The following is a 22,695-nucleotide window of genomic DNA, read 5'->3' on the forward strand; positions in this document are numbered from 1 at the left end:
TAATGACGTTGATCAAGACCAGTTTGCTGAATGCTATTGCTGTTTTTGTAAAGATGGCGACATTGCTGGGGCTTAACAAAGTGCTGGCCCTTTATGTAGGGCCAGCGGGATACGCTGCTATCGGGCAGCTGCAAAATGCCGTGACTATGTTCACCACTCTGGCCAGTGGTGCTGTCAGCACCGGCGTTACCAAGTACACGGCGGAGTTTGCGGATGAACCGGTTGAGCAACGCAAGATCTGGCGTACCGCCGGCACGCTGTCACTGCTGATCTCGGCGGTGCTGGCCGTGCTGATTGTGGTTTTGCAGGCACCTTTGGCAGGCTGGTTTTTCAATGACGAAACGCTTGCACCTGTACTGGTGTGGTTTGCCTGCACCTTGGTGTTCTTTGCGTTCAACTCACTGCTGCTCGGCATCCTGAACGGCAAGAAGGATGTGCAGCGCTATGTACTCGCCAACATTCTTGGCAGCCTGATATCGCTGGCAGTGACCTGTGCGTTGACAGTAAAGCTGGGGCTGTACGGAGCGTTGGTTTCGCTGGCGGTCTACCAGTCATTGAGCTTTATGGCCACACTTGTCATTTGCATGCGAACGCAATGGTTCCGCATCACCGACTTCATCGGGGAGCTGGACAAGCAGTCGCTGTCCAGGCTTGGCAAGTTTGCCTTGATGGCTGTGGTGACAGCGTGCTCGATACCCGTGTGCCATGTGTTCATCCGTGACTATCTGGGCACGGAATTCGGGTGGGATCATGCAGGTTATTGGGAGGCCATGTGGCGTCTGAGCACGGCCTACCTCATGCTGATCACCACAACACTGGCCGTCTATTACCTGCCAAGGCTTTCCGAGCTTTCTGATGCAGGTGAGCTGCGTAGGGAAATCATACAGGGGTATAAGCTGATCCTGCCTTTGACTGTCTCCGCTGGCCTGGTCATATATCTGCTCAGGGATTTCATCATTCACGTGCTGTTCTCTGAGTCCTTTCTGCCCATGCGTGAACTGTTCGCATGGCAGATGGTCGGAGACAGCTTGAAGGTAGTGAGTTGGTTGATGGCCTACCTGATGCTAGGCAAGGCGCTTACTCGGTTGTATCTGGTGACAGAGATTCTTTCGACGCTCTCGCTGTACGCATTGACGGTTTATTTAACCCAGTTGTGGGGATATGAAAAGGTTACCCTTGCCTACGCTGTTAACTACCTGCTGTACGGAATAGTCATGTATCTTGCGGTGTTCCGCCGTTTGCACACCATTGTTGGGAATACGGCGCGGAGCTGAGTAATGATGAAGGACGTCATCGAACAGTTACACGGACGCATTCTTGACGGCGAACCTGACCAAGCCCTGATACAGGCGCAGGTTTATGGCGCACTGCTGTGGGCGGTGGATCTGGGTATCTATGATGCTGCAACACTGGAGCGCCACCTGGTCGCCCAGTGCGCCAGCCAGGTCACGGTACCGGCTGCCAGCGGCAAATCGCGGGGTTGCCTGCATGTGGTCAGCGAGCCCTACCTGCAAGGCGGGCACACCCGACTGATGGAGCGCCTGGCGCACATGCACCAAGAGCCTGTGGACCTGCTGGTTGCACGCAGCGCTAAACCCCAGGTGCTCGAACGGCTGGCCGGCTATTTTGCCCATATCGAAGTGGCGCATGGCGATGACCCGTGCGCCCGGCTGCAATCCATTGTCGACACCCTAGCCCAATACGACAAGGTGGTGCTGCATATCCATCCGGACGACATAATCACCACCGTTGCTTGTGGCCTGCTGAAACAGCAGCGTGGCGCTGCGGTGACGGTGTATTTTGTCAACCACGCGGACCATGTGTTCAGCTTTGGTGCTTCGGTGGCCGATGTGTACTTCGAGATCAGCGCCTACGGGCATCACCTGGACAAGAATAAGCACCTCACCTGCCAAAAGAGCTTCCTGGCGATCCCGATTGAAACCAGCGGAGCAAAGGTGCCGGACGCTGTGCCTGCGCATGAGCGGATCAAGGTGTTCAGCGCAGCCTCTGCCGCCAAGTACAAGCCCCATGGCGGGCTGGACATGCGCCCATCGATTAAGGCCATTCTTGACAGGTTCCCGAGCGCCGAGTGCTGGATCATTGGTGCCAACCCACTGACCAACACTTGGTGGTGGACAGTGAAACTGCGTTACCCCAGACGTTTTTTCATTCGCCGCCACCTGCCGTACAAGGACTACCTGGCCTTTGCGGAAAAAGCCGACTTCTACCTGGACAGCTACCCGATACCTGGCGGTACGGCGTTCGCCGAGCAATTGCTCAAGGGCCGGCGTTGTGTTGGGCTGGTTGCGCCGATTCAGGGCTATTCCCCTGCAGACAGCCTGAAGGTGGCCAGCGTCGACCAGTTGCTGGCCAGCATCGAGCAACCGCAGCCCAGCGCAGCGGTGGTCGAAGCCGTGCAACAGGTGAACTCGGTGGAAGCGGTGAAAGCGCGCTACCTGGCCTGCATCGAACGGGGTGAATACAGCGAAAACCAGCTGACGGCCATGCTGCCGTGGTCGGGCAATCTCGATTTCATGAAACCGACAGGTAAGGTCACTAGCATGATCCCTGCGGATGTTTTCGACGCCCTGTGCCGTATGGACACAAACCTGGCGTTGCGAACGCTGCTTTCCTACGCCTGGGTGCCGCGCATCAAGATCCTGATCAAGGTCACGCTGTTGCGGCTGGCCAGGTTTGCTAGAGCGCGAGGGTGAGTGTGATCAAGATCTTTATCGGCGTGCTGTTCTGCCTGCTTTTCTTGAGCGATTACATCGTCCTGACATTGGGGCTGGGCAGCGCCTTTGCCGGCTGGCGTGAAATGATCAGCCTGTTGCTGGTCATGTGGCTCTTACTGCGTGCCCTGGCCAGCATCACTGCGCGTGGCATGGTTAACCTCGAAGTCGGCCGGTCGTTGCTGATTGTGCTGTTCTTCGCCTTCCTGTACCTGCTGTTTGGCGACTTAAGTGCGGGATCGGTGCGTATGTTCCGTGCACTGGCCGTGCCGGTGTTTGTCGGCATGGCTGTGGCCATCTGGGCGCAGGCGGTGTCGACCGAGAAAAAGCTGCGCCATGTGTACTGGTCGGTGTTGGCCATGAGCGTACTCACCGGCCTGTATGCACTGTACCAGTACCTGACCATCGCCTCGGTCGAGCAGTTCTGGTACTGGCCGTTGCTAAGCGCCAAAGGCTACGAGCTACAGCCCTATAACTCGATGCGTGACGGGCTGCCGCGGATTTCCGGTTTTTTCACCGGCACGCTGGAGTTTTCCGCTGTCATCCTGAACACCGCCGCCATGACGCTGGCTGTGTTGCTCAGCGGGCGCGATTGGTCGCTTACCCGGCGTCTGCTATTGAGCGCTGCGTTTTTGCTGCTGTGTGTGTTGATCGCAATTGGTTCGGTGCGTACGGCCATGATCGGCCTGGTGTGTATCTGCGCGATGCTGGTGGTGACCAGGGTGCTGCGTACGGCCTGGCTGATTTCGCTGCTGGGTTACCTGCAGTTCTTTGGCTTGACCATGGCGATCTTCGCCTACCTGTCGATGGGCTACACCCAGGATTTGTCCGCACTGGACCGTGAGCGCCAGTGGTTGCATATGTACCAGGTGCTGAATGCGCACCCGATGGGCTATGGCTTCGGCTCGGTAGGGCCAGGCCAGCCGTACTGGTTCGACTCGTTCTGGCTCAACCTGCTGGCCACCTGCGGATGGGTCGGGGCGCTGATCATGGCGGGGTTGATTCTTTGGTATCACAAGCTGGTGACGATCATCGTTCGGGACAGGCCGCATGCCAGCGCGTGGAAAAACGGCTTGGGCAACTTCGTGATTGCCAGCTACCCGTTCTTCCTGAGCTCGTTCTTTTTCCAGTCCTATACGAACAGCGTGGTCCTTTACATATTCGCGATCGTGGTGATGGTGATCATTGGTGAAAACAGAAGAACAAAAGTTGAGCTTGGCAGTACTGATCGTTCTGTATCGGAAAACTAGCCAGGACTCGATTGCCCTGCAGTCGCTGCTTGCACAGCAGGCATTGCTGCATGAAGAGGGTATCGACCTGCAACTGTACGTCTGGAACAACTCGCCTGGCGTGGCGCAGCCGTGCCCGGGTGTGCGTTGGTACGAGGCGCACAATCAACGCTTGTCGGTGATCTACAACCAGGTCGCCGCAGAGGCGTTCGCTGCTGGCGTCGAGCTTTTCATGATCTCGGACGACGATACCAACTATTCGGACGTTCGCCTGTCCAGCTGCCTGGCGCAGATCGGCCAGGTGCGCAGTGCGCCAGACGGCGATCAGGTAGGCGTGTTCATGCCCCGCTTGGTCAGCCATGGGCAACTGGTGAGCCCCGGCCAGCGCTGGCTGTTCATGGGCCGCCTTACCCCCGATGTGGCCCCCGGCCTGGTGGCCTCGAAAAACCTGCTTGGCATCAACAGCGGGCTGATTTTCACTCGCCAGTGCTTCCAGCGCATGAAACCGTTCTACGACGAGCGGCTGCGCTTCTATGCCACCGACACCGACTTTTTCATCCGCTACGAAGGCTATTACTCCAAGGCCTGCGTACTGGATGTGGAAATTGCCCACGACCTGTCCGAGCACAGCGCCGATACCCCTGAGCGCGCGTTGTTCCGCTTTGAAGAAATGATTCACGGTTTGCGCATCAGCTTTCATTCCCACAGCCTGCTGCAGCGCGGCCTGCTTGACCTGTATCTGGTCTACGCCGCTATCCGCAAGGCGGTTGCCTACCGCAGCCCGGCCTTCGTCAAAGCCTTGTTTACCCAGGTGAGGGCCGTGAAATGATGCATGCCTTGCTCGAAAAACTGGTGTTGCTGGTCAAGAAGCGCCCAATGGTAATCGACCGGCGGATCTCGTCGGGCTACCTGCTTGGGCTGATCGTGAGCAAGCTGCTGATGGCCTGTCGCGGGGTGATTCGCCTGCGCCGGCGGCGGTTGGCGTTCATCGGCTCGGGGGTAACCCTGAAGGAAGTAAGCAAGATCGACTACGGCCCCGGGCTGGTGATCGATCAAGGCTGCTTTGTGGATGCGTTGTCCAATGACGGCATACGCTTCGGCACCGCCGTGTCACTGAACAAGCACATCATCATCGAATGCACCGGCAGCCTGGCCAACATCGGCAAGGGCCTGGTGATTGGCGACAACGTCGGCCTGGGTGCCGGTTGCTTCCTGGGTTGCGCCGGCGGCATCGAGATTGGCAGCGATACCATCATCGGCAACTTTGTCAGCTTTCACTCGGAAAACCACAACTTCGAAGACCCGCTGCAACCCATCCGCCTGCAAGGCGTAACCCGCCAGGGCATCAGGATTGGCCGCAACTGCTGGCTCGGTGCCAAGGTAACCGTGCTTGATGGCGCGGTGATCGAAGACGGTTGCGTGTTTGCTGCAGGGGCGGTGGTAGCTGCGGGTGTTTACCGCAAGAACTCGATTTATGGCGGTGTGCCGGCCAAGTTCATCAAGGCGCGGGTTGCTGAAGAAGGGGCGGCATGAAAACGTTGCACTTTGTCCATCTACTGAATGACTACAGTGGTAGCCCCCGGGTTCTGAACCAGACTATTACCGCACTTCAGCAAAGTGGCGCCGATTGCACGCTGCATGTAGGCAGCAGTGGCCACGGCGTGCTCGACGAATTGCAGGTTCGCACCTGCAAGTTTGCATACAAGCGTTTCGACAACCGCTGGCTGACCTTGCTGGCCTATGCCGGCTCTCAGGTGGCGTTGTTCTTCAGCATGCTGCGCCGCGTGCAACCAGGGCACGTGGTGTTGATCAACACCATGCTGCCCTTTGGCGCCGCCCTGGCTGCACGCTTGCGCGGTGCCAAGGTGGTGTACCACGTGCACGAAACCTCCATTCGGCCAGCGCTGTTGAAGGCGTTCTTGCGCCGGGTGATAGCCGGCTGTGCCAGCAAGGTGGTCTACGTGTCGAAGTACCTGCAGGTGCAAGAGGGTGTGGCCGGGGTGCCAGCAGTGACTGTGTATAACGGCCTGGCCGAGGGCTTTCAACAGCAGGCGATGGCCACGCCGTACCAACACTTGCATGCCGGCCGTTTCAATGTGCTGATGCTGGCGTCGTTGAAGGGTTACAAAGGGGTGGACGAGTTTGTCGCCCTGGCCACAGCGCTGGCTGGCGACCCGCTGCTGAAATTTACCCTGGTACTCAACGCCAGCCCGCAGGAAGTGGATAGCTACTTCGCAGGCAAGGCGCTGCCGGCAAACCTGGTGCTCAGCCCGGCCAGCGCAGATGTTGCGAAGTTTTACCGCGAGGCCAGCCTGGTGCTGAACCTGTCCCATGTGGATGGCTGGGTGGAAACCTTTGGCCTGACCATTCTCGAGGCCATGGCATTCGGCATTCCCACCATCGTGCCCCCGGTAGGCGGCCCGGTCGAACTGGTCAGCGATGGGGTAGAGGGTTACCAGATCGATTCGAAGCACCACCAACAGTTGCTGCGCACGGTTGCGCGCCTGTCGCAGGACCCACAGGCGTGCCAGGCATTGTCCGAGCACGCACGCATGAAAGCGAGTGAGTTTTCCACCGCCAACTTCCAGAAAAATATCGTGATGGTGTTTGATGACCTATAAGATTGCAGTGATTGGTACGGTAGGTTTGCCCGCTCAATACGGTGGTTGGGAAACATTGACCGAACAATTGGTGCGCAACCTGCCCAGTGACTGTGAACTCACCGTGTATTGCAGCGCACCGCATTACCCCCAGCGCCCGAAGTTTTTTGAACGTGCCCGTCTGGTTTACCTGAACCTCAAGGCCAATGGCGTGCAAAGCATTCCGTACGACGTGCTGAGCATGCTGCACGCGTACCGCAAGCATGACCTGATGCTGATCCTGGGGGTTTCCGGCTGCATCGCCTTGCCATTCATGCGTCTACTGACGCGCAAGCCGATCGTGGTGAACATCGACGGCTATGAATGGAAGCGCGCCAAGTGGTCCAACTTCGCCCGCTGGTTCCTGAAACTTTCCGAAGCAGTGGCGGTGCGCTTTGCTCACGCTGTCATCACCGACAACAAGGTGTTGCAGGAATACGTGACCGCCGAATACAACAAGCCCAGCGAATTGATTGCCTACGGTGGTGACCAGGCCCGAGCCGGCGAGCCGAGCGTGCAAGCCCGTCAAGCGTACCCGTTCCTTGCTGCACCTTACGCCTTCACGGTGTGCCGCATCGAGCCGGAGAACAACATCCATGTCATTCTCGAGGCCTTTGCCGGGTCTGGCATGCCGTTGGCGATTATCGGCAACTGGAACCACAGCGAATACGGGGTGCAACTGCGCAAGCAGTATGAAGGGGTGAGCAACATTCACCTGCTGGACCCGATCTACGATGTGGAGCAATTGAGCCCGCTGCGCAGCAATGCCACGGTGTACCTGCATGGCCACAGCGCCGGCGGTACCAACCCTTCGCTGGTGGAAGCCATGTGGTTGGGCCTTCCGGTGGTGGCCTTTGATGTGTCGTTCAACCGCGCCACCACCGAAGACCAGGCCCTGTACTTTGCCGACAGCGCCTCGCTGCGCAACCATGTGCAGGCGCTGCTGGGCGATGCCGAGGCGCGTGCAAACCTGTCGACGCGCCTGCATGAAATTGCCAACCGCCGTTATCGCTGGTCGGTGGTGGCGGAGCAGTACCGCAGTGTGTTCATCCGCCTGCTGGGTAATCGTTGATGGTCGAGCAAGGCATTCTGGTCACAGGCGGCAGTGGTTTCGTCGGCACGGTGCTGCTGCAGCGGCTAGCCCGCGACGCCCGCTGGGCGCCGCGGGCGTTGGTGCGCAAGCTGCCCGGCCAGCGGCTGGCCGGTGTCGACTACCAGCCCTTCAGGGAACTCGCGGCGGTGGATGTGGCATCCGGCCATTTCGAGCAAGTGGACACCGTGATTCACCTGGCCTCGCGCGTGCATGTGATGCGGGAAACCGCAACCGACCCATTGGCCGAGTTCCGTCGGGTAAACGTTGAAGGCACCTTGAGCCTGGCCCGGGCAGCTGCCCAGGCCGGCGTGCGGCGCTTCATTTTTGTCAGCTCGGTGAAGGTGAACGGTGAAACCACCGACGGCCGCCAGCCTTTTTCGGCCGACGAAGCCCCTGCGCCATCAGACCCCTACGGTATTTCCAAGCGTGAAGCCGAAGATGGCCTGCGCCAACTGGCAGCGCAAACCGGGCTGGAAGTGGTAATCGTGCGCCCGGTTCTGGTGTATGGCCCAGGCGTAAAAGCCAATTTCCGCAGCATGATGAACTGGCTGAGCAAAGGCGTGCCGCTGCCATTCGGCGCCATTCACAACAAGCGCAGCCTGGTGGCGTTGGATAACCTGGTGGACCTGCTGCTTACCTGTATCGATCACCCGGCAGCGGCCAACCAGACGTTCATGGCCAGCGATGGCCACGACCTGTCCACCACCGAGTTGCTGCAACGGCTTGGCCAGGCACTGGGCAAGCCCGCCAGGTTGCTGCCCGTTCCCGCTGCCTGGTTGAAGGGGGCGGCGACCTTGGCCGGCAAGGGCGCCCTGGCCCAGCGTTTGTGCGGTTCGTTGCAGGTAGACAGTGGCAAAACCCGTGAATTGCTGGGCTGGCAGCCCCCGCTGGACGTGGACCAGGCATTGCGGGCCACGGCACTCAACTTTTTGAAAGAGCAAGACAAATGACGGCATGGTGGCTTATCCCCCTGGTCGCAGGTGCATCCCTGCTGTTGACCGCAGCACTGCGGCGCTACGCCCTGAACAAGCAGATCATCGACGTGCCCAACGCGCGCAGTTCGCACACCGTGCCTACGCCAAGGGGAGGCGGTGTGGCCATTGTGCTGAGCTTTCTGGCTTGCTTGCCGGTGCTGGGCCTGGTCGGTGCCGTGCCGCTGGCGGCGCTGGTTGCCATTGGTGGGGCAGGGGCGTTGATCGCGGTCATCGGCTTCATGGACGACCACGGGCACATCGCGGCCCGCTGGCGCTTGCTCGGCCACTTCGCTGCAGCCGCGTGGATGCTGTATTGGTTGGGTGGCCTGGCGCCATTGCAGGTGTTCGGCTTTACCCTCGACCTGCAGTGGTTCGGCTTCATTCTGGCGGCGTTCTACACCGTGTGGATGCTTAACCTGTATAACTTCATGGACGGCATTGATGGTATTGCCAGCGTCGAAGCGGTCACCGCCTGCCTGGGCATGGTGCTGCTGTCGGCCTTGGCCGGTGTGCCGCAGTTGATGGCGCTGCCGCTGTTGCTGGCTGCGGCCACGCTGGGCTTCCTTTTCTGGAATTTCCCGCCAGCCAAGATCTTCATGGGCGACGCCGGCAGCGGCTTCCTCGGCATCGTGCTGGCGGGCCTGTCGCTGCAGGCCGCATGGGCTTCGCCGCAGTTGTTCTGGTGCTGGTTGATCCTGCTGGGGGTGTTCGTCGTGGATGCCACTTTCACCCTGATCCGCCGCCTGTTGCGCGGTGACAAGGTGTACGAAGCACACCGCAGCCACGCTTACCAGTTTGCCTCGCGGCACTATGGCAAACACCTACCGGTCACCCTGGCGGTGGCAGTGATCAACCTGTTCTGGCTACTGCCGGTAGCCCTGTGTGTGCTGTTACTGGGCCTGGACGGCGTGTGGGGCGTGATCATCGCCTACCTGCCATTGGCATATCTGGCCGTGCGCTGGCGCGCCGGTGAACTCGAACACTAGCTAAAGTGATAGGACGAAGACAGTAGACATGTCACTTTGGAAAGCCCTAAGAGGTTTTATGGATAAGCTGCGCTCAAGACTGCTTGGACTACCTCGACGTCACAAACGGCTGATTCAGGTAGCGACGGATGTGGTTCTGGTCTGGTTCGCGCTGTGGATGGCGTTTGTCGTGCGCCTGGGTATCGACGACCTGGCCAACCCTGTTCGTGATCACACCTGGTTGTTCATCACCGCGCCGATCATCTCGATTCCGTTGTTCATCCGCTTTGGCCTGTACCGGGCGGTGATGCGCTATTTCGGCAATGATGCACTGATCGCCATCATCAAGGCCGTGACCCTGTCGGCGCTGATCCTGGGCTTCATCATCTATTGGGCCAGCAACCACCAGAACGTGGTGCCACGCTCGATCACCTTCAACTACTGGTGGCTGAGCCTGATCATGGTCGGCGGCCTGCGCCTGGCCATGCGCCAGTACTTCCTCGGTGACTGGTTCGCCACCGCCGTGCAGCACGTGCCCTTCGCCAACCGTGATGACGGCCTGCCACGGGTAGCTGTATACGGTGCGGGCTCTGCAGGCAACCAGTTGGTGGCGGCCCTGCGCATGGGCAAGGCCATGCGCCCGGTGGCGTTCATCGACGACGACGCCAGCATCACCGACCGGGTGATCGCCGGCCTGCAGGTGTATCAGCCAGAACAGCTGCAACGCATGATCGACGACACTGCTGCCGAAGAAATCCTGCTGGCGTTGCCCTCGGTCAGCCGCAGCCGTCGCCGTGAAATCCTCAACCTGCTGGAAGGCTACCCGCTGCACGTGCGCAGTGTGCCCGGCTTCATGGACCTGGCCAGCGGCCGGGTGAAGGTGGACGACATCCAGGAAGTGGACATCGCCGACCTGTTGGGCCGCGACGCGGTGCCTGCGCAAGGCGACCTGTTGCAGCACTGCATCATCGACCAGACGGTGATGGTGACCGGCGCCGGTGGCTCGATCGGCTCCGAACTGTGCCGCCAGATTCTCGGGCAAACCCCGCGTACCTTGCTGTTGTTCGAGCACAGTGAATTCAACCTGTACACCATTGCCGGCGAGCTGGAACAGCGCATCGTTCGCGAAGGGCTGGCCGTGCAGTTGATCCCGATCCTCGGCTCGGTACGTGACCAGGCCAAGATGCTGGACGTGATGCGTGCCTGGCAAGTGGATACGGTGTACCACGCCGCCGCCTACAAGCATGTGCCCATTGTCGAGCACAACATTGCCGAAGGCCTGTCGAACAACGTGTTCGGCACCCTGTACACCGCCCAGGCCGCGCTGCAGGCCGGTGTTGCCAACTTCGTGTTGATTTCCACCGACAAGGCCGTGCGCCCCACCAATGTGATGGGCAGCACCAAGCGCCTGGCCGAAATGGTTTTGCAGGCCCTTAGCCGCGAGCTGGCACCCGTGTTGATGGGCGACACCGGCAACGTGTCGCAGGTGAACAAAACCCGCTTCACCATGGTGCGTTTCGGCAACGTACTGGGCTCGTCGGGCTCGGTCATCCCGCTCTTCCACAAGCAGATCAAGGCTGGCGGGCCGCTGACCGTGACCCACCCAAAAATCACCCGCTACTTCATGACTATTCCCGAGGCCGCGCAACTGGTGATTCAGGCCGGCTCCATGGGGCAGGGTGGGGATGTGTTCGTGCTGGACATGGGCGAGCCGGTAAAGATTGTGGAGCTGGCGGAAAAAATGATTCACCTGTCCGGCTTCAGCATTCGCTCCGAGCGCAACCCGCTGGGCGATATCGCCATCAACTTCACGGGCTTGCGCCCGGGTGAGAAGCTTTACGAAGAGTTGCTGATCGGCGACAACGTGATTGCCACGCGCCACCCCATGATCATGAGCGCCAACGAAGACTACCTGCCCTGGGATGTGCTGAAGCAGCGCCTGGAGGCGCTGCGGGCCGCCTCTTCGGTCGATGACTTCGCCACCGTGCGCCAGCTGTTGCGCGACACCGTGAGCGGCTATGTGCCCGGCGGGGAAATTGTCGATTGGCTGTACCAGCGTCGGCGTCTGGAGCCCTGAGCGCGGCACAAACAAACAGAACAGGTGTTGCCTGCAAAGCAACGCCCATATGAACTTCAAACGCAGTGAAGTTTGACAGCGGGAAATGGGAAAAACTGAACGATGACTATTCTGGTAACTGGTGGTGCGGGTTTCATTGGCGCGAACTTCGTGCTCGACTGGCTGGCGGGTAGCGATGAGCCTGTGGTCAACCTCGACAAACTCACCTACGCAGGCAACCTGCAAACCCTGAGCAGCCTGCAGGGTGACAAGCGCCATATCTTCGTGCACGGCGACATCGGCGACTCTGAGCTGGTAGCCCGCCTGCTGCAGGAGCACCAGCCGCGCGCGATCGTCAACTTTGCTGCCGAGTCCCACGTCGACCGCTCTATCCACGGCCCCGAAGACTTCATCGAAACCAACATCGTTGGTACCTTCCGCCTGCTGGAAGCCGTCCGCGCCCATTGGGGTGGCTTGAATGACCAGGCACGCCAGGCGTTCCGCTTCCTGCATGTATCCACCGACGAAGTGTACGGCTCGCTGGCCGCCGACGAACCGGCCTTCACCGAGACCCACCAGTACCAGCCAAACAGCCCGTATTCCGCCAGCAAGGCCGCCAGCGACCACCTGGTGCGCTCGTATCACCACACCTACGGCCTGCCGGTACTGACCACCAACTGCTCGAACAACTACGGCCCGTACCACTTCCCGGAAAAACTCATTCCGCTGATGATCGTCAACGCCCTGGCCGGCAAGCCACTGCCGGTGTATGGCGACGGTCAGCAGATTCGCGACTGGCTGTACGTCAAAGACCACTGCAGCGCCATTCGCCGCGTACTGGAAGCCGGTACCACCGGTGAGGTGTACAACGTTGGCGGCTGGAACGAAAAGCCCAACCTGGAAATCGTCAACCGCGTATGCGCACTGCTGGACGAACTGCGCCCACGCGGCGACGGTAAGCCCTACGCCGAACAGATTACCTACGTGACCGACCGCCCCGGCCATGACCGCCGCTACGCCATCGATGCCCGCAAGCTGGAGCGCGAGCTGGGCTGGAAACCCGCTGAAACCTTCGAAACCGGCATTCGCAAGACCGTGGCCTGGTACCTCGACAACCAGGAGTGGGTGCAGAACGTACAGTCCGGCAGCTACCGCGACTGGGTAGAGAAGAACTACGCAGGGCGCTCGGCATGAAACTTCTGCTACTGGGCAAGGACGGCCAGGTAGGTTGGGAGCTGCAACGCAGCCTGGCCCCGCTGGGCCAGGTGCTGGCGCTGAACAGCCGCAGCCAGGCGCACTGCGGCGACCTGGCCAACCTGCCAGGCCTGGCCGAAACCGTGCGCGCCTACGCCCCAGATGTCATCGTCAACGCCGCCGCCTATACCGCCGTCGACAAGGCCGAAAGCGACCGCGAGCAAGCTTTCAAGGTAAACGCCGAAGCCGTCGGCGTGCTGGCCCGTGCTGCCGCCGACTGCGGCGCACTGCTGGTGCACTATTCCACCGACTACGTGTTCCCTGGGCAGGGCACCCAGCCCTGGCGCGAAGACGACGCAGTTGGCCCGCTGAATACCTATGGCGAAAGCAAGCTGGCAGGCGAACGAGCCATCCAGGCTGCCGGTTGCCAGCACCTGATCTTCCGCACCTGCTGGGTGTATGCCGCCCGCGGCAACAACTTCGCCAAAACCATGCTGCGCCTGGCCGGCGAACGTGACAGCCTGGGCGTGATCGACGACCAGCACGGCGCCCCGACTGGCGCCGAACTGATCGCCGACATCACCGCCCACGCCATCACCGCCACCCGTCGCAACCCGGCCCTGGCCGGCCTGTACCACCTGGCGGCTGGCGGCGAAACCACCTGGTGCGGTTATGCCCGCTTCGTGCTCGAGCAGGCGGCGGCACAAGGCGTGGCGTTGAAAACCCACGCCGAACAGGTCAACCCTTTGACGACCGACGCCTACCCGACCCCGGCCAAGCGACCGGCCAATTCACGTCTTGATACCCACAAACTGCAGAAGGCTTTTGCCCTGAACCTGCCAGACTGGCGCCAGGGAGTGGCCCGCATGCTCACGGAAATACACGAGAAATGACCACTATGAAGCGTAAAGGCATCATTCTGGCGGGCGGGTCGGGTACCCGCCTGCACCCCGCGACCCTGGCAATTTCCAAGCAACTGCTGCCGGTGTACGACAAACCGATGATCTACTACCCGCTGACCACGTTGATGCTGGCGGGCATTCAGGACATCCTGATCATCTCCACCCCACAAGACACACCTCGCTTCGAGCAACTGCTGGGCGACGGCCACCAGTGGGGTATCAACATCAGCTACGCCGTGCAAGCCTCGCCAGACGGCCTGGCGCAAGCGTTTCTGATTGGTGAAGACTTCATTGGCAACGATTTGTCGGCGCTGGTGCTGGGCGACAACATCTATTACGGCCATGACTTCCAGCAGTTGCTGCGCAACGCCATGGACCGCGGCGAAGGCGCCAGCGTGTTCGCCTACCACGTGCACGACCCCGAGCGTTACGGTGTGGTCGAGTTCGATGACAAGGGCAAGGCAATCAGCCTGGAAGAAAAGCCCGCCAAGCCGAAGTCCAGCTATGCCGTAACCGGCTTGTACTTCTACGACAAGGACGTGGTCGAAATCGCCAAGGGCATCAAGCCTTCTCCTCGAGGCGAGCTGGAGATTACCGACCTGAACCGGGTGTACCTGGAGCAGAACCGGCTGTCCGTGGAGATCATGGGGCGCGGGTATGCCTGGCTGGATACCGGGACGCATGACTCGCTGCTGGAGGCTAGCGGGTACATCGCCACGATTGAGCGGCGGCAGGGGTTGAAGGTGGCTTGTCCGGAGGAGGTTTCGTACCGGCAGGGGTGGATTGGGGCGGAGCAGCTGTTGAAGCTGGCTGAGCCGTTGGCCAAGAATGGGTATGGGCAGTATTTGAAGCGGTTGGTGGGGGATAGGGTTTATTGATAAGTCGGGTTGCTTATGGATTGGCCCAACTATTCTCCTGAGAAGTCCATGCTGAGAGCACACAGCGATCCGCTGACGGTGCCCCTGTTTTGTTCTAGATGCTTGATTGCTGAAAGCTAAAGAGATGTCACCAACACCGCATGGAACAAGCCAGCGAGATCATAGCGGAATAGCTTCTCGTGAGCTTGTTCCAGCGGATAACTATCGGGCGGGTCTCGTTCTGCCAGCCGTACATGTATTCGAGGATGTTGTGCTGTCTGCACGTGGGTCAAATAAACGGTCGTGGTAGGCATACTTGGTTTTGCGCTTCATTGAAGGCAGCGGCCTGACGTGTTGCATTCGAAATAGGTCGCAATAGCTGCGTAGCCGTTGCTGGGAAAAAGCCATTTACTGTGTTTGTGCGAGCGGCCACCATTGGCTCAATGGAGTACTGACTTCGTCCAACAGTGGATGAGCGTAGCTGATGTCTCTGGCTTGACCGCCAGAAAAAAGGAAGCGCAACGGTGTCGCGTTGTTGTGGTAAAGCATGTGGATTCTGATTGTTATACAACCGTGACTGGGGTCTAAAGCATGACCGTCAGGCCCCTTTTATTCCCAGTGCCAGATGAGGCTTTGGTAGCAGGTACGGCGATTGAGTCGAATATCCACATTTGTCAACCGATCACGCCTTGCTCATCCCATCGCTGGTACAAGCGTCTAAGTATCTGATTGAATATCCTGTGTTTTTTGCCTGCCTCGGAACCGGTGATAGACCGTTGACGACGGGCCAAAGCGTTCTGGCATATCTCGCCACGCGGCAACTGAGCAAAGTACAGAGCACCCGGAGCACGCCATCGAGCATAAGGCGATCTTTCGGGCTGCGCCCCCCCCCGCCCGTTGGTTTCGCTGAATAGATTGGGAACCACAGTCCTGTCCTCATCCGAGAATTCGTAACGCGTTGCCATCAAAGAATTCCTTCCGCTGATGACGGAGACTCTACAAAATCTCAGACCTCGAAGGGCGCCAAATGGACTTCTGCGGGGAGGTACAGACTGAAATGAGCCGAAAACCAATGAGGACCGCGTGAAGCTCGGTATGCAGGGTTTCCGGATGGGTCTGTTAAATTGAAGAGCGCAGCCATTCTTATTGAGTCGACATCATGCGACATTTTTACATGTGCTTGGTTCCCGAAAGCTTTAGATATACAATTCGTTCATGTGCCGCATAAAGCTTTGGTTCTTATCTGCAAGGCATGGATGCTGTCGTCCTTATGGGCAATAGAAATTTGGCGCTGGAAAATTCGGTGCGATTTAAACTTGGGGAGAAATGAGTGCTTCTTGGAATTCATTACATGCGAGGCATCGCCGCGCTCATTGTTGTACTTTTTCACTTTCGTGGATTGTTGAACAATGTCTATGCTGATGCAAACTTGGGTAGAAACCTATTGCAGTCGGGCGCGTCAGGTGTTGATATATTCTTCATGATAAGCGGTTTTATTATCATGGTTGCATCTGCTAGCAAAGAGGCGAATAGACCTGGCTCGTTCTTGACAAGAAGGGTGTTTAGAGTTTACCCGGCCTTAATTATATGCTGGGTGGTCGGCTGCCTCACAATCTATAGTAATCAACCTGCCGTAGAGCTACTGAAGTCAGTTGTACCCCTTAATAAAGATTATAATATGCCCGCACCCACATTTGGCTTCAATCTCATGGGGCCACCTTGGACGCTGACGTATGAAATTTTGTTTTACGCCGTTTTTTGCTTGGCTATTTCAATCAGTCATAAACATCGGGCGCTACTGGCTTCTGCGATACTGGTTACAAGCATTGTCTCGCTCAACCTGATTTTTAATGGCTCTGTGGAACTCAGTGCTGCCAAGACTTTAGATTTACCAACGACATCTCAGTGGGCTGGGATTCTCAAGATGCTGTCTTCAACCTACTTGCTTGAGTTTGTGGTTGGTATGATGTTTGCCAGTTTCTATATGAATAAGAGCATTGTTATACCTCGGGCGCCCGCATTAGCTTATTTTTGGGCCTGTCTCGGACTATTTGTGGTTATGTTTGCCGCGAATTATAAGCCCGGATTTGGTCCGCAGGGATATGGGATTAGAGCCATAGTTCTCGTCTCGGGTGTTGTTGTTCTAGAAAAAGCTAATGTCGAAATCTTTAAGAGCAGTATACTGAGTTTCCTGGGTGACATTTCCTATTCCATGTACATATCGCACTTCCTGATTATTAAGATTCTATTGAAGTACAATCCGCCTATTTGGAGCGATACATTAGGGTTCTCAAGGATGCTTTTGGCAACTGTAATCACTATCTTTGTGGCTACAATAATCTATAATTTTGTGGAAAAGCCATTCATCCGAATTGGCAAAAATTTGCATAATAAGTATTTCCAGCGCAATATGGTCACGACACGACTGCAGGTGACTTAAGTTGGATTGGTTTAAATCAAGTAGCTGGGCGGATGCAAGATTCGAGTCTCGCTAAATTGCTGCGTGCGGAGTTTCATCTGAGCTCCGCATAAGTTAAAATTCTAATTTGCATGGTTTGTTTTCAGCTTGCGAATTCGTCGAGGAAAAATTAGTGGGCAACAGTGTGGATGGATCTGTGTATTTACTTAAATATGGAAAGTTTGATAATGTCCAATTGATCGAGCCCATAGATTGGGCTATGGACCCATTCAAAGTGCTTAACTGGCGGCACAATTTCCTGAGTCTACGATGGCTGATTAAAACCGTACCCTTGGAAACTAAGCGAGCTGTCATCGTAAGTTTTCATGATTTCCACTGTAAGAAAAAGAAAGCCAACGATATGGTTGGTACTCGCATTGGTGATCATACAACATCCATACGTATTGATGAAATATTGCGACTTAGAAATGAATTCTTAGCGGTAGAGGATCGTGTAGTATCAGAATGCTGTGAAGAAATATTGCGTATAGACATGGCAACGCTCTTGTCGGAGAAGGTATATAGAAGCGGACATAATCATGGGGTCATGGCCGATATCTCGCTTCTTAATGCAATTTCGACTGTTGGCCATCCCGATAAGGGTGTAGTGCAGTACGTTGTCAGTAGGGGGCTTAAGTCACTCCAGAGTATATTTGATTCCAGTGGCTTGACTCAGGAGCACTCTATATCGTATCAAGAGTATAATTATCCTGTTGCCAATAAATTTCTAAAGGCAGCATCGAAATTTGACAACCTTGAAACTGACTTTGGCAACATAGATTTGTTAGGTGCGACAAAGAAGTTGCTAAATTTCTTCACTCGGACTAACGGAGAGTATATTCCAGTTGGCGACTCCTTCAGGCGTCCGAATGCGAGTATTCGGAAGTTGTGCCCTGAAATAGTCCCCTCTGAAGAAAATGTTGTTTCTCTTGGGCTTCCAAATAATAGACTGTTCTGTGAGAATGGATTTTTTTCCTATGTGAAACAGTCCGACTCAAGGCGCCGTATCCATTTTGTTTCCGTTTGCGCCTGGCATTCAGCGAACCACAAACAGGATGATGATTTATCGTTCTGTCTTGAACTCGATGGGCAAATGATTTTCGATGATCCAGGCTATTCGGATCAAGTAGATAAAGAGACGACTAACGCGCTGAGAAATGCTGATCACCATAGTACAGTATCTGTAGATAATGTTCAGTATTCAAATCGCGGCAAAACTAACGGTGAATCTAAGTTTACTGAGTGGCATGAAACAGATGAAGGCTTTGTCCTCGCCGGACAACAGCAGCGCATGCCGGGTTTAAAGGTTAGTCGACGGTTCGAGTTAACTAATAATTCTCTACGGGTTTCTGATTACATTTCTGCAACTGAGAAGTCAGAAAGTGAGCATGGTTTTGTGCTTGCACCAGATATTCATATTCGGTTTGAAGGCGGCGGGGTATGGTTGTACAGAGACTATTCCGTTCTGGGAGTAATAAAGCCGGAAGAGTTTGATGGCGAATGGGTTGTTACCACGATTCATTACATTGGCAGCGATAGACATAATCTAGCGCAGACATTGCGTGTGGCATACAAAGCGCCAATCAAATCTGAGCGTAAGTTTTCATTCAATTTTTCAGGTATTAATTTCTGAGCAGCATTGGCAGAAAGAGGAAGTCTCTTTCTGCCAAATTTGCTAGCTCAAGCCAGTGAAGGCGTCAGGGCTTGGATTTCGCAATTAATTCTTAATATTTCCGGTACCAATTCGTTCGCTGCCAAAAACTGTTGACGTGCTACGCAACGTTCAAATGAGTGTACAAAGGCAGCCAGTAAAATCTCTTTGTTATCGACATTGGCTAGTGACTTTCGAACTGCCCTGGATTTCTTTATCCAGGGCGAAATACATTTAAGTTCACTTTCCGTTACGGGCCAGCATGCACCAATAGGTTCTAGCGTCCACCTTCCCCATTGGCTTAGCTTTGCATGGCCACTGCGGTCAATTCTTACTGTGTCGGGCGTAATATCTGTATTCACAAACTGTAAAGGCAGTTTTTGTAAGGTGGCCTTGATCGCAGGCAGCTCAGACTTGAATGCCTTGATATTCTCGCGTGTGGAATCATCACTGGCCGCTACAGCGATCCTGTCAATCATTGCATCATTCAAACGGCCCCAGAGCAAAGGCTTCGAACGTAAGAAGCGAGAAGCAAGTGACGCAGGGGGCTCAATAGCAAGCAGACTTCCAAACAACTCTAGTTTTTTTGCTTTAACTTCCCGGAACGTAATTTGGGTCTCGCCATCCATAAGAAAAATTACGCAATGAAAGCCCTGTACCATCGTAGTGCCAGAAAATTCCAAGGTTGGGAGTTTAAGATCCCTGCATGCGGCTAAGATGGTAGCCTCTTGTAGTGCCAAATCGCGTCTTGATTTATTAAATAGTTTAACAAGATATACTCTATCATCGCTATTTTTCTCTGAACGGACAGTGACCTCGAAGGCCGCTGTGTCAGTAGTGGCTACCTGAAACCATTTGGATGATAGTACATTAATAGAGTCGTCAGTGACTTCATTTAGTGCGCTTTGAATCCAAGTATTTCTTTCCGATAGCTCCAAGGCTTTCCAAAAATCTTGGTCTTTAACTTGGTCAGGAGAAGTTAGTGCGTGCCCATGGAAGAACAGTGCATTCACCTGTATGCGATTTAGGTGCAGATAGTTAAGGTCTACTATTAAATTGCTAAGGCGCTGTAGCGTTTGTCTAACTATTAGAATTGAAACAATTGCGATCAAGGCACTGGAGTTTCCTAAGGTAAGGTACTCTCCAACGATATAGAAGAAAGTTAGCAGAAAGCCGAGCGAAGCGGCAAGATTTGACAGCTTGCTTGTATTGCTGATGGAATTGAAAATTTCAATTTTTTTATAAATGATAGATATTATAGTTGTGAAAATTATGCCATAGATCGCTAAAGTGGCAAAGAGATACGGATTGATAATTAAAAGGCCTGTGCTTGCAGCGGAAATAAATATTCCTGCTGCTAGGCTGCGAGAGTAACGTTGATACGCTTGGGCGGCAAGTTCATCTTGGTTGTTAAATAAAACAATCTTTTGGCTTTTTTGAATTAACTGTAGTGCGCCACGCTCGGAAAATTTTACGATAACATTTTCCGCCAATGCATAGAGGCCGTAAAAAAGTACAGTCGCAATACTTAGCGCTATGACCAAATTTTTGTGATCGATACTTTGCAAGTAAGATGGGAAGTAGTTCGGCGTTCTACCTGAGCCTATTATTATTATTACTTTTAGTGGTAGAAAATATGAAATAAGCAAAGATGCTTGGGATACAAGTGTCGCAGTAACCACAATCAGGGTCTGAAGTGGAACGATCCGTGTAAGTTTCAGGCCTACAGATTTAAGCCAGAAAATAAAATTTTTTGCGTCTGCATAAAATGAAAACATATCAGACACTCAGCTCCTGGACGCGTGTAAGTTTGATGGCAAGGCCGAGCTTGATGCACGACCTTGCTAGAACCAGATTTACCTTAGATTTTCCACAGCAGCATCAACTGAGTGCTTTTTTCAACATTTGTGTAGGTCGCGCCAATAGGGGCTTGTCCTTTTTTCTTGTAATGCACGGAGTACACGTCTTTATCGCTATTTTTTACGATCCGAGCGTAACCGGACTTGGCGAGAGCGGCGAAGATTTCACCTTCAACAGCCATAGACTCTTGCGGCAGCTCGAAAATATACCGTTGAAAATCACCTTCTTCCTTTTTCGAAACAGTCTCACGAATGAGCTTGCCATTGAAGTTCAATACGGTACCGTCTGCAAGCGTCAGGGTTTGTTTGCTGTCGGGTCCACTTACCAAAGACTGCTTTGTTTTAGTGTCCTGATGCTGGGTAGATTCGGGAGCTTTGGTTTCTCCGCAGCCGGCAACAAAGAGAGCAACGAGAAGGGCTGGTACAATATGTTTTTTCATGATGTTTACGCTGTTTAGTAGTGAGGTTGGCTTTAAAGGCTGTTTTTAATTATCTAAAATTTACAGTTATAATATTTTCTTCCCCTGTAGAAATCCATAGGCGACTAACATCTTCCGTTATGCCGAGATGTTTAGAGATAATGGCGCTGAACTCAGGGGCGTGTGCATTCCATCCAAGACACGTGGATGCCTCTAGGTGCTTTTCACCTGTGTCCAAGCGGACTTCAAAGCTATCGAAGCTCAATGTAACCGAGCTGTTTTTGAATCGCATGCTGGATTTTTCTGGAATTAGAAAGTTTGAGTTGATTGGTACACCCGTAGAGCTCGAGTCTGTAATTACTATCTGTCCAGATCGAATGTTCGAAATATCAATTGAGCGCTCGACTTTTTTCCCGAACATATGGCTGGTGCCATAGAATCGTCCCGATTCATCGATTCTTAGTGTTGGGGTGGACACTAATTTTGAGCGATCACGTTCAGCTTTAAATGGCAATATTGGTAGGCAGTGCGCGAGTGGGGATCTTACAAAGATCCTCTTCTCATCCTTTTCGTTGTGGCTCAAAAGCCCGCCGTCTCCAAATACAAGTTTTCCATCATAGTAGAATATAATCGAGAGATCATCATCATGGCGATGATAGTTTGAATCATGGCAGTTTTTGAAGACGAGATAGAAGTCTTTAGACGTGGAGTCTTTGCCTTTGGCAATCAGGTATCCAGAGGCCGAATAATCGTGAATGATTAGATGCTCAGAAAGGACCTCGCTTTTGCTTCTATCATCCCAACGAGTATCTCCAATCATTGGAAGTAAATCGTTGGGCATAGTAATCGCTTTTAGAAATGCCGTTGCTTTGTCGGTAAATTCTTCCGCGCGCGTTGAGATTTTTTTGTCGCCTAGGTCGCTGAGCGATAAAAGATTATTAAGTCGAGACAGCATAAATTTTTGATAGCCTGGACTATTTTCTTTATGCACACCTTGCTCGGTGAAGGCGAAGTCAAGCTCATCAATCAAGCGTCGTTGACCAAGTTCTATATATTTTGGATAATTTTCTCCGAAATACATTGCGATCGTATACATTATCAGGGACTGATCAAATCCATGATTTGTATGCTTGGAGTAGTTACTGCTCTCTGCCAGCCACTTCAGATGCTTCTCAATCAGATTCAGAATATTTTTTCTAGCACTTTCGTCTGAGGGGATGAGACCTGCATGCGAAGTGAATATCGCCCAATTCACGATATTACGCACCCGAAACGCAGCGGCATGATCGTGCCAAGCGAGTGGAGAAGCTTTATTGGACATGCTATTCGTTTGCCAGTTGTTCAGGCAATCAAGGCAGTAACTATAGTAAGTTTCTCGTTCTTCGGGTGTCTGAAGATCATAGCTTGAAATGAACCAAGTTAAGAATGGCAACGCTTGAATTTGCCACCACCAACTACGATCTTTTCCGAACTCATTCCAGTCAAAATTACGCAGATTAATAGTCTCGCGCGCGAACCCGCGCAGCTCCACTACGTTATTTTTTGCGCAGGACTCTAGTGTTTTTAGATCGTTACGATTATTGGTCGTAAGATTTTTTTTAATAAAATCGATCGCGCTTTTTTTAGCTAGACAAGTCAGATCGGATGGACGTTTGATAAGCATTAAC

Annotated in this window: 18 protein-coding genes and 1 pseudogene; 15 read left to right on the plus strand and 4 right to left on the minus strand. The window is 54.5% G+C overall.

Annotated features, from left to right (window positions below; translation table 11 throughout):
• Positions 1 to 2 precede the first annotated feature (2 nt).
• The 13 genes from ACNQP3_RS06765 to rfbA all read left to right on the plus strand — a co-directional run bounded on the left by ACNQP3_RS06765 (position 3) and on the right by rfbA (position 14,662).
• Positions 3 to 1,274 carry an O-antigen translocase gene (locus ACNQP3_RS06765; RefSeq protein WP_060514294.1) on the plus strand — a complete coding sequence of 424 codons (1,272 nt, stop codon included), beginning with the start codon at positions 3 to 5 and terminating at the stop codon, positions 1,272 to 1,274.
• Positions 1,275 to 1,277: 3 nt separating this feature from the next.
• A complete protein-coding gene (locus tag ACNQP3_RS06770; RefSeq protein WP_177335347.1) occupies positions 1,278 to 2,714 on the plus strand; it encodes a group 1 glycosyl transferase in 1,437 nt (478 codons plus the stop codon).
• Positions 2,715 to 2,716: 2 nt separating this feature from the next.
• Positions 2,717 to 3,982, plus strand: coding sequence for a hypothetical protein (locus ACNQP3_RS06775; RefSeq protein ID WP_183593937.1), 1,266 nt, complete (start codon positions 2,717 to 2,719; stop codon positions 3,980 to 3,982).
• On the plus strand, positions 3,942 to 4,790 hold the full coding sequence (locus ACNQP3_RS06780) for a hypothetical protein (RefSeq protein WP_060514296.1): 849 nt from the start codon (positions 3,942 to 3,944) through the stop codon (positions 4,788 to 4,790). The genes ACNQP3_RS06775 and ACNQP3_RS06780 overlap by 41 nt, the downstream gene beginning before the upstream one ends.
• Positions 4,787 to 5,494 carry an acyltransferase gene (locus tag ACNQP3_RS06785; protein ID WP_060514297.1) on the plus strand — a complete coding sequence of 236 codons (708 nt, stop codon included), beginning with the start codon at positions 4,787 to 4,789 and terminating at the stop codon, positions 5,492 to 5,494. The genes ACNQP3_RS06780 and ACNQP3_RS06785 overlap by 4 nt, the downstream gene beginning before the upstream one ends.
• The gene (locus ACNQP3_RS06790; protein WP_060514298.1) at positions 5,491 to 6,582 is read left to right on the plus strand and encodes a glycosyltransferase family 4 protein; all 1,092 of its coding nucleotides are present in this window, start codon (positions 5,491 to 5,493) and stop codon (positions 6,580 to 6,582) included. Before ACNQP3_RS06785 ends, ACNQP3_RS06790 begins: the two co-directional genes overlap by 4 nt.
• Positions 6,572 to 7,672, plus strand: a complete 1,101-nt coding sequence (locus ACNQP3_RS06795) for a DUF1972 domain-containing protein (protein WP_071892051.1) — start codon at positions 6,572 to 6,574, stop codon at positions 7,670 to 7,672. Before ACNQP3_RS06790 ends, ACNQP3_RS06795 begins: the two co-directional genes overlap by 11 nt.
• Positions 7,672 to 8,643, plus strand: coding sequence for a UDP-glucose 4-epimerase family protein (locus tag ACNQP3_RS06800; protein WP_071892054.1), 972 nt, complete (start codon positions 7,672 to 7,674; stop codon positions 8,641 to 8,643). The genes ACNQP3_RS06795 and ACNQP3_RS06800 overlap by 1 nt, the downstream gene beginning before the upstream one ends.
• Positions 8,640 to 9,653 carry an MraY family glycosyltransferase gene (locus tag ACNQP3_RS06805; protein ID WP_071892058.1) on the plus strand — a complete coding sequence of 338 codons (1,014 nt, stop codon included), beginning with the start codon at positions 8,640 to 8,642 and terminating at the stop codon, positions 9,651 to 9,653. Before ACNQP3_RS06800 ends, ACNQP3_RS06805 begins: the two co-directional genes overlap by 4 nt.
• A gap of 58 nt (positions 9,654 to 9,711) precedes the next feature.
• Positions 9,712 to 11,709, plus strand: coding sequence for a polysaccharide biosynthesis protein (locus ACNQP3_RS06810; RefSeq protein ID WP_071892061.1), 1,998 nt, complete (start codon positions 9,712 to 9,714; stop codon positions 11,707 to 11,709).
• A 102-nt stretch (positions 11,710 to 11,811) separates the two neighbouring features.
• The gene (gene rfbB / locus ACNQP3_RS06815; RefSeq protein ID WP_060514303.1) at positions 11,812 to 12,882 is read left to right on the plus strand and encodes a dTDP-glucose 4,6-dehydratase; all 1,071 of its coding nucleotides are present in this window, start codon (positions 11,812 to 11,814) and stop codon (positions 12,880 to 12,882) included.
• The gene (gene rfbD / locus ACNQP3_RS06820) at positions 12,879 to 13,775 is read left to right on the plus strand and encodes a dTDP-4-dehydrorhamnose reductase (RefSeq protein ID WP_069942129.1); all 897 of its coding nucleotides are present in this window, start codon (positions 12,879 to 12,881) and stop codon (positions 13,773 to 13,775) included. Before rfbB ends, rfbD begins: the two co-directional genes overlap by 4 nt.
• Positions 13,776 to 13,780: 5 nt before the next feature.
• Entirely contained in the window at positions 13,781 to 14,662 is an 882-nt protein-coding gene (rfbA, locus tag ACNQP3_RS06825; protein ID WP_060514368.1) for a glucose-1-phosphate thymidylyltransferase RfbA, read from the plus strand.
• 127 nt (positions 14,663 to 14,789) lie between these two features.
• Here rfbA and ACNQP3_RS06830 read toward each other — a convergent pair.
• Positions 14,790 to 15,606: pseudogene (locus tag ACNQP3_RS06830) on the minus strand (IS5 family transposase).
• A 386-nt stretch (positions 15,607 to 15,992) separates the two neighbouring features.
• Between ACNQP3_RS06830 and ACNQP3_RS06835 the strand changes: the two are divergent.
• Positions 15,993 to 17,081: an acyltransferase family protein gene (locus tag ACNQP3_RS06835; RefSeq protein WP_069942128.1), complete on the plus strand. Its 1,089-nt coding sequence runs from the start codon at positions 15,993 to 15,995 to the stop codon at positions 17,079 to 17,081.
• 151 nt (positions 17,082 to 17,232) lie between these two features.
• On the plus strand, positions 17,233 to 18,732 hold the full coding sequence (locus tag ACNQP3_RS06840) for a heparinase II/III domain-containing protein (protein WP_081336897.1): 1,500 nt from the start codon (positions 17,233 to 17,235) through the stop codon (positions 18,730 to 18,732).
• Between the two features lie 47 nt (positions 18,733 to 18,779).
• Here ACNQP3_RS06840 and ACNQP3_RS06845 read toward each other — a convergent pair whose 3' ends face one another.
• From ACNQP3_RS06845 to ACNQP3_RS06855, 3 genes are all read right to left on the minus strand, one after another.
• A complete protein-coding gene (locus ACNQP3_RS06845; protein WP_141729032.1) occupies positions 18,780 to 20,537 on the minus strand; it encodes a hypothetical protein in 1,758 nt (585 codons plus the stop codon).
• A 74-nt stretch (positions 20,538 to 20,611) separates the two neighbouring features.
• A complete protein-coding gene (locus tag ACNQP3_RS06850) occupies positions 20,612 to 21,049 on the minus strand; it encodes a hypothetical protein (protein WP_141729031.1) in 438 nt (145 codons plus the stop codon).
• Positions 21,050 to 21,098: 49 nt separating this feature from the next.
• Positions 21,099 to 22,691, minus strand: a complete 1,593-nt coding sequence (locus ACNQP3_RS06855; protein ID WP_264316880.1) for a heparinase II/III family protein — start codon at positions 22,689 to 22,691, stop codon at positions 21,099 to 21,101.
• Positions 22,692 to 22,695 lie beyond the last annotated feature (4 nt).

The sequence above is a fragment of the Pseudomonas sp. LFS074 genome (genome assembly GCF_047978165.1).
GTDB classification, from domain to species: Bacteria; Pseudomonadota; Gammaproteobacteria; order Pseudomonadales; family Pseudomonadaceae; genus Aquipseudomonas; species Aquipseudomonas putida_P.

Excerpts from the sequence above, each read along its gene's own strand:
- ACNQP3_RS06770 (WP_177335347.1), top strand. The coding sequence starts at position 1,278 with ATGATGAAGGACGTCATCGAACAGTTACACGGACGCATTCTTGACGGC.
- ACNQP3_RS06765 (WP_060514294.1), top strand. The coding sequence starts at position 3 with ATGACGTTGATCAAGACCAGTTTGCTGAATGCTATTGCTGTTTTTGTA.
- ACNQP3_RS06785 (WP_060514297.1), top strand. The coding sequence starts at position 4,787 with ATGATGCATGCCTTGCTCGAAAAACTGGTGTTGCTGGTCAAGAAGCGC.
- ACNQP3_RS06805 (WP_071892058.1), top strand. The coding sequence starts at position 8,640 with ATGACGGCATGGTGGCTTATCCCCCTGGTCGCAGGTGCATCCCTGCTG.
- rfbB (WP_060514303.1), top strand. The coding sequence starts at position 11,812 with ATGACTATTCTGGTAACTGGTGGTGCGGGTTTCATTGGCGCGAACTTC.
- rfbD (WP_069942129.1), top strand. The coding sequence starts at position 12,879 with ATGAAACTTCTGCTACTGGGCAAGGACGGCCAGGTAGGTTGGGAGCTG.
- ACNQP3_RS06810 (WP_071892061.1), top strand. The coding sequence starts at position 9,712 with ATGGATAAGCTGCGCTCAAGACTGCTTGGACTACCTCGACGTCACAAA.
- ACNQP3_RS06800 (WP_071892054.1), top strand. The coding sequence starts at position 7,672 with ATGGTCGAGCAAGGCATTCTGGTCACAGGCGGCAGTGGTTTCGTCGGC.
- rfbA (WP_060514368.1), top strand. The coding sequence starts at position 13,781 with ATGAAGCGTAAAGGCATCATTCTGGCGGGCGGGTCGGGTACCCGCCTG.
- ACNQP3_RS06790 (WP_060514298.1), top strand. The coding sequence starts at position 5,491 with ATGAAAACGTTGCACTTTGTCCATCTACTGAATGACTACAGTGGTAGC.
- ACNQP3_RS06835 (WP_069942128.1), top strand. The coding sequence starts at position 15,993 with ATGCGAGGCATCGCCGCGCTCATTGTTGTACTTTTTCACTTTCGTGGA.
- ACNQP3_RS06855 (WP_264316880.1), bottom strand. The coding sequence starts at position 22,691 with ATGCTTATCAAACGTCCATCCGATCTGACTTGTCTAGCTAAAAAAAGC.
- ACNQP3_RS06795 (WP_071892051.1), top strand. The coding sequence starts at position 6,572 with ATGACCTATAAGATTGCAGTGATTGGTACGGTAGGTTTGCCCGCTCAA.
- ACNQP3_RS06850 (WP_141729031.1), bottom strand. The coding sequence starts at position 21,049 with ATGAAAAAACATATTGTACCAGCCCTTCTCGTTGCTCTCTTTGTTGCC.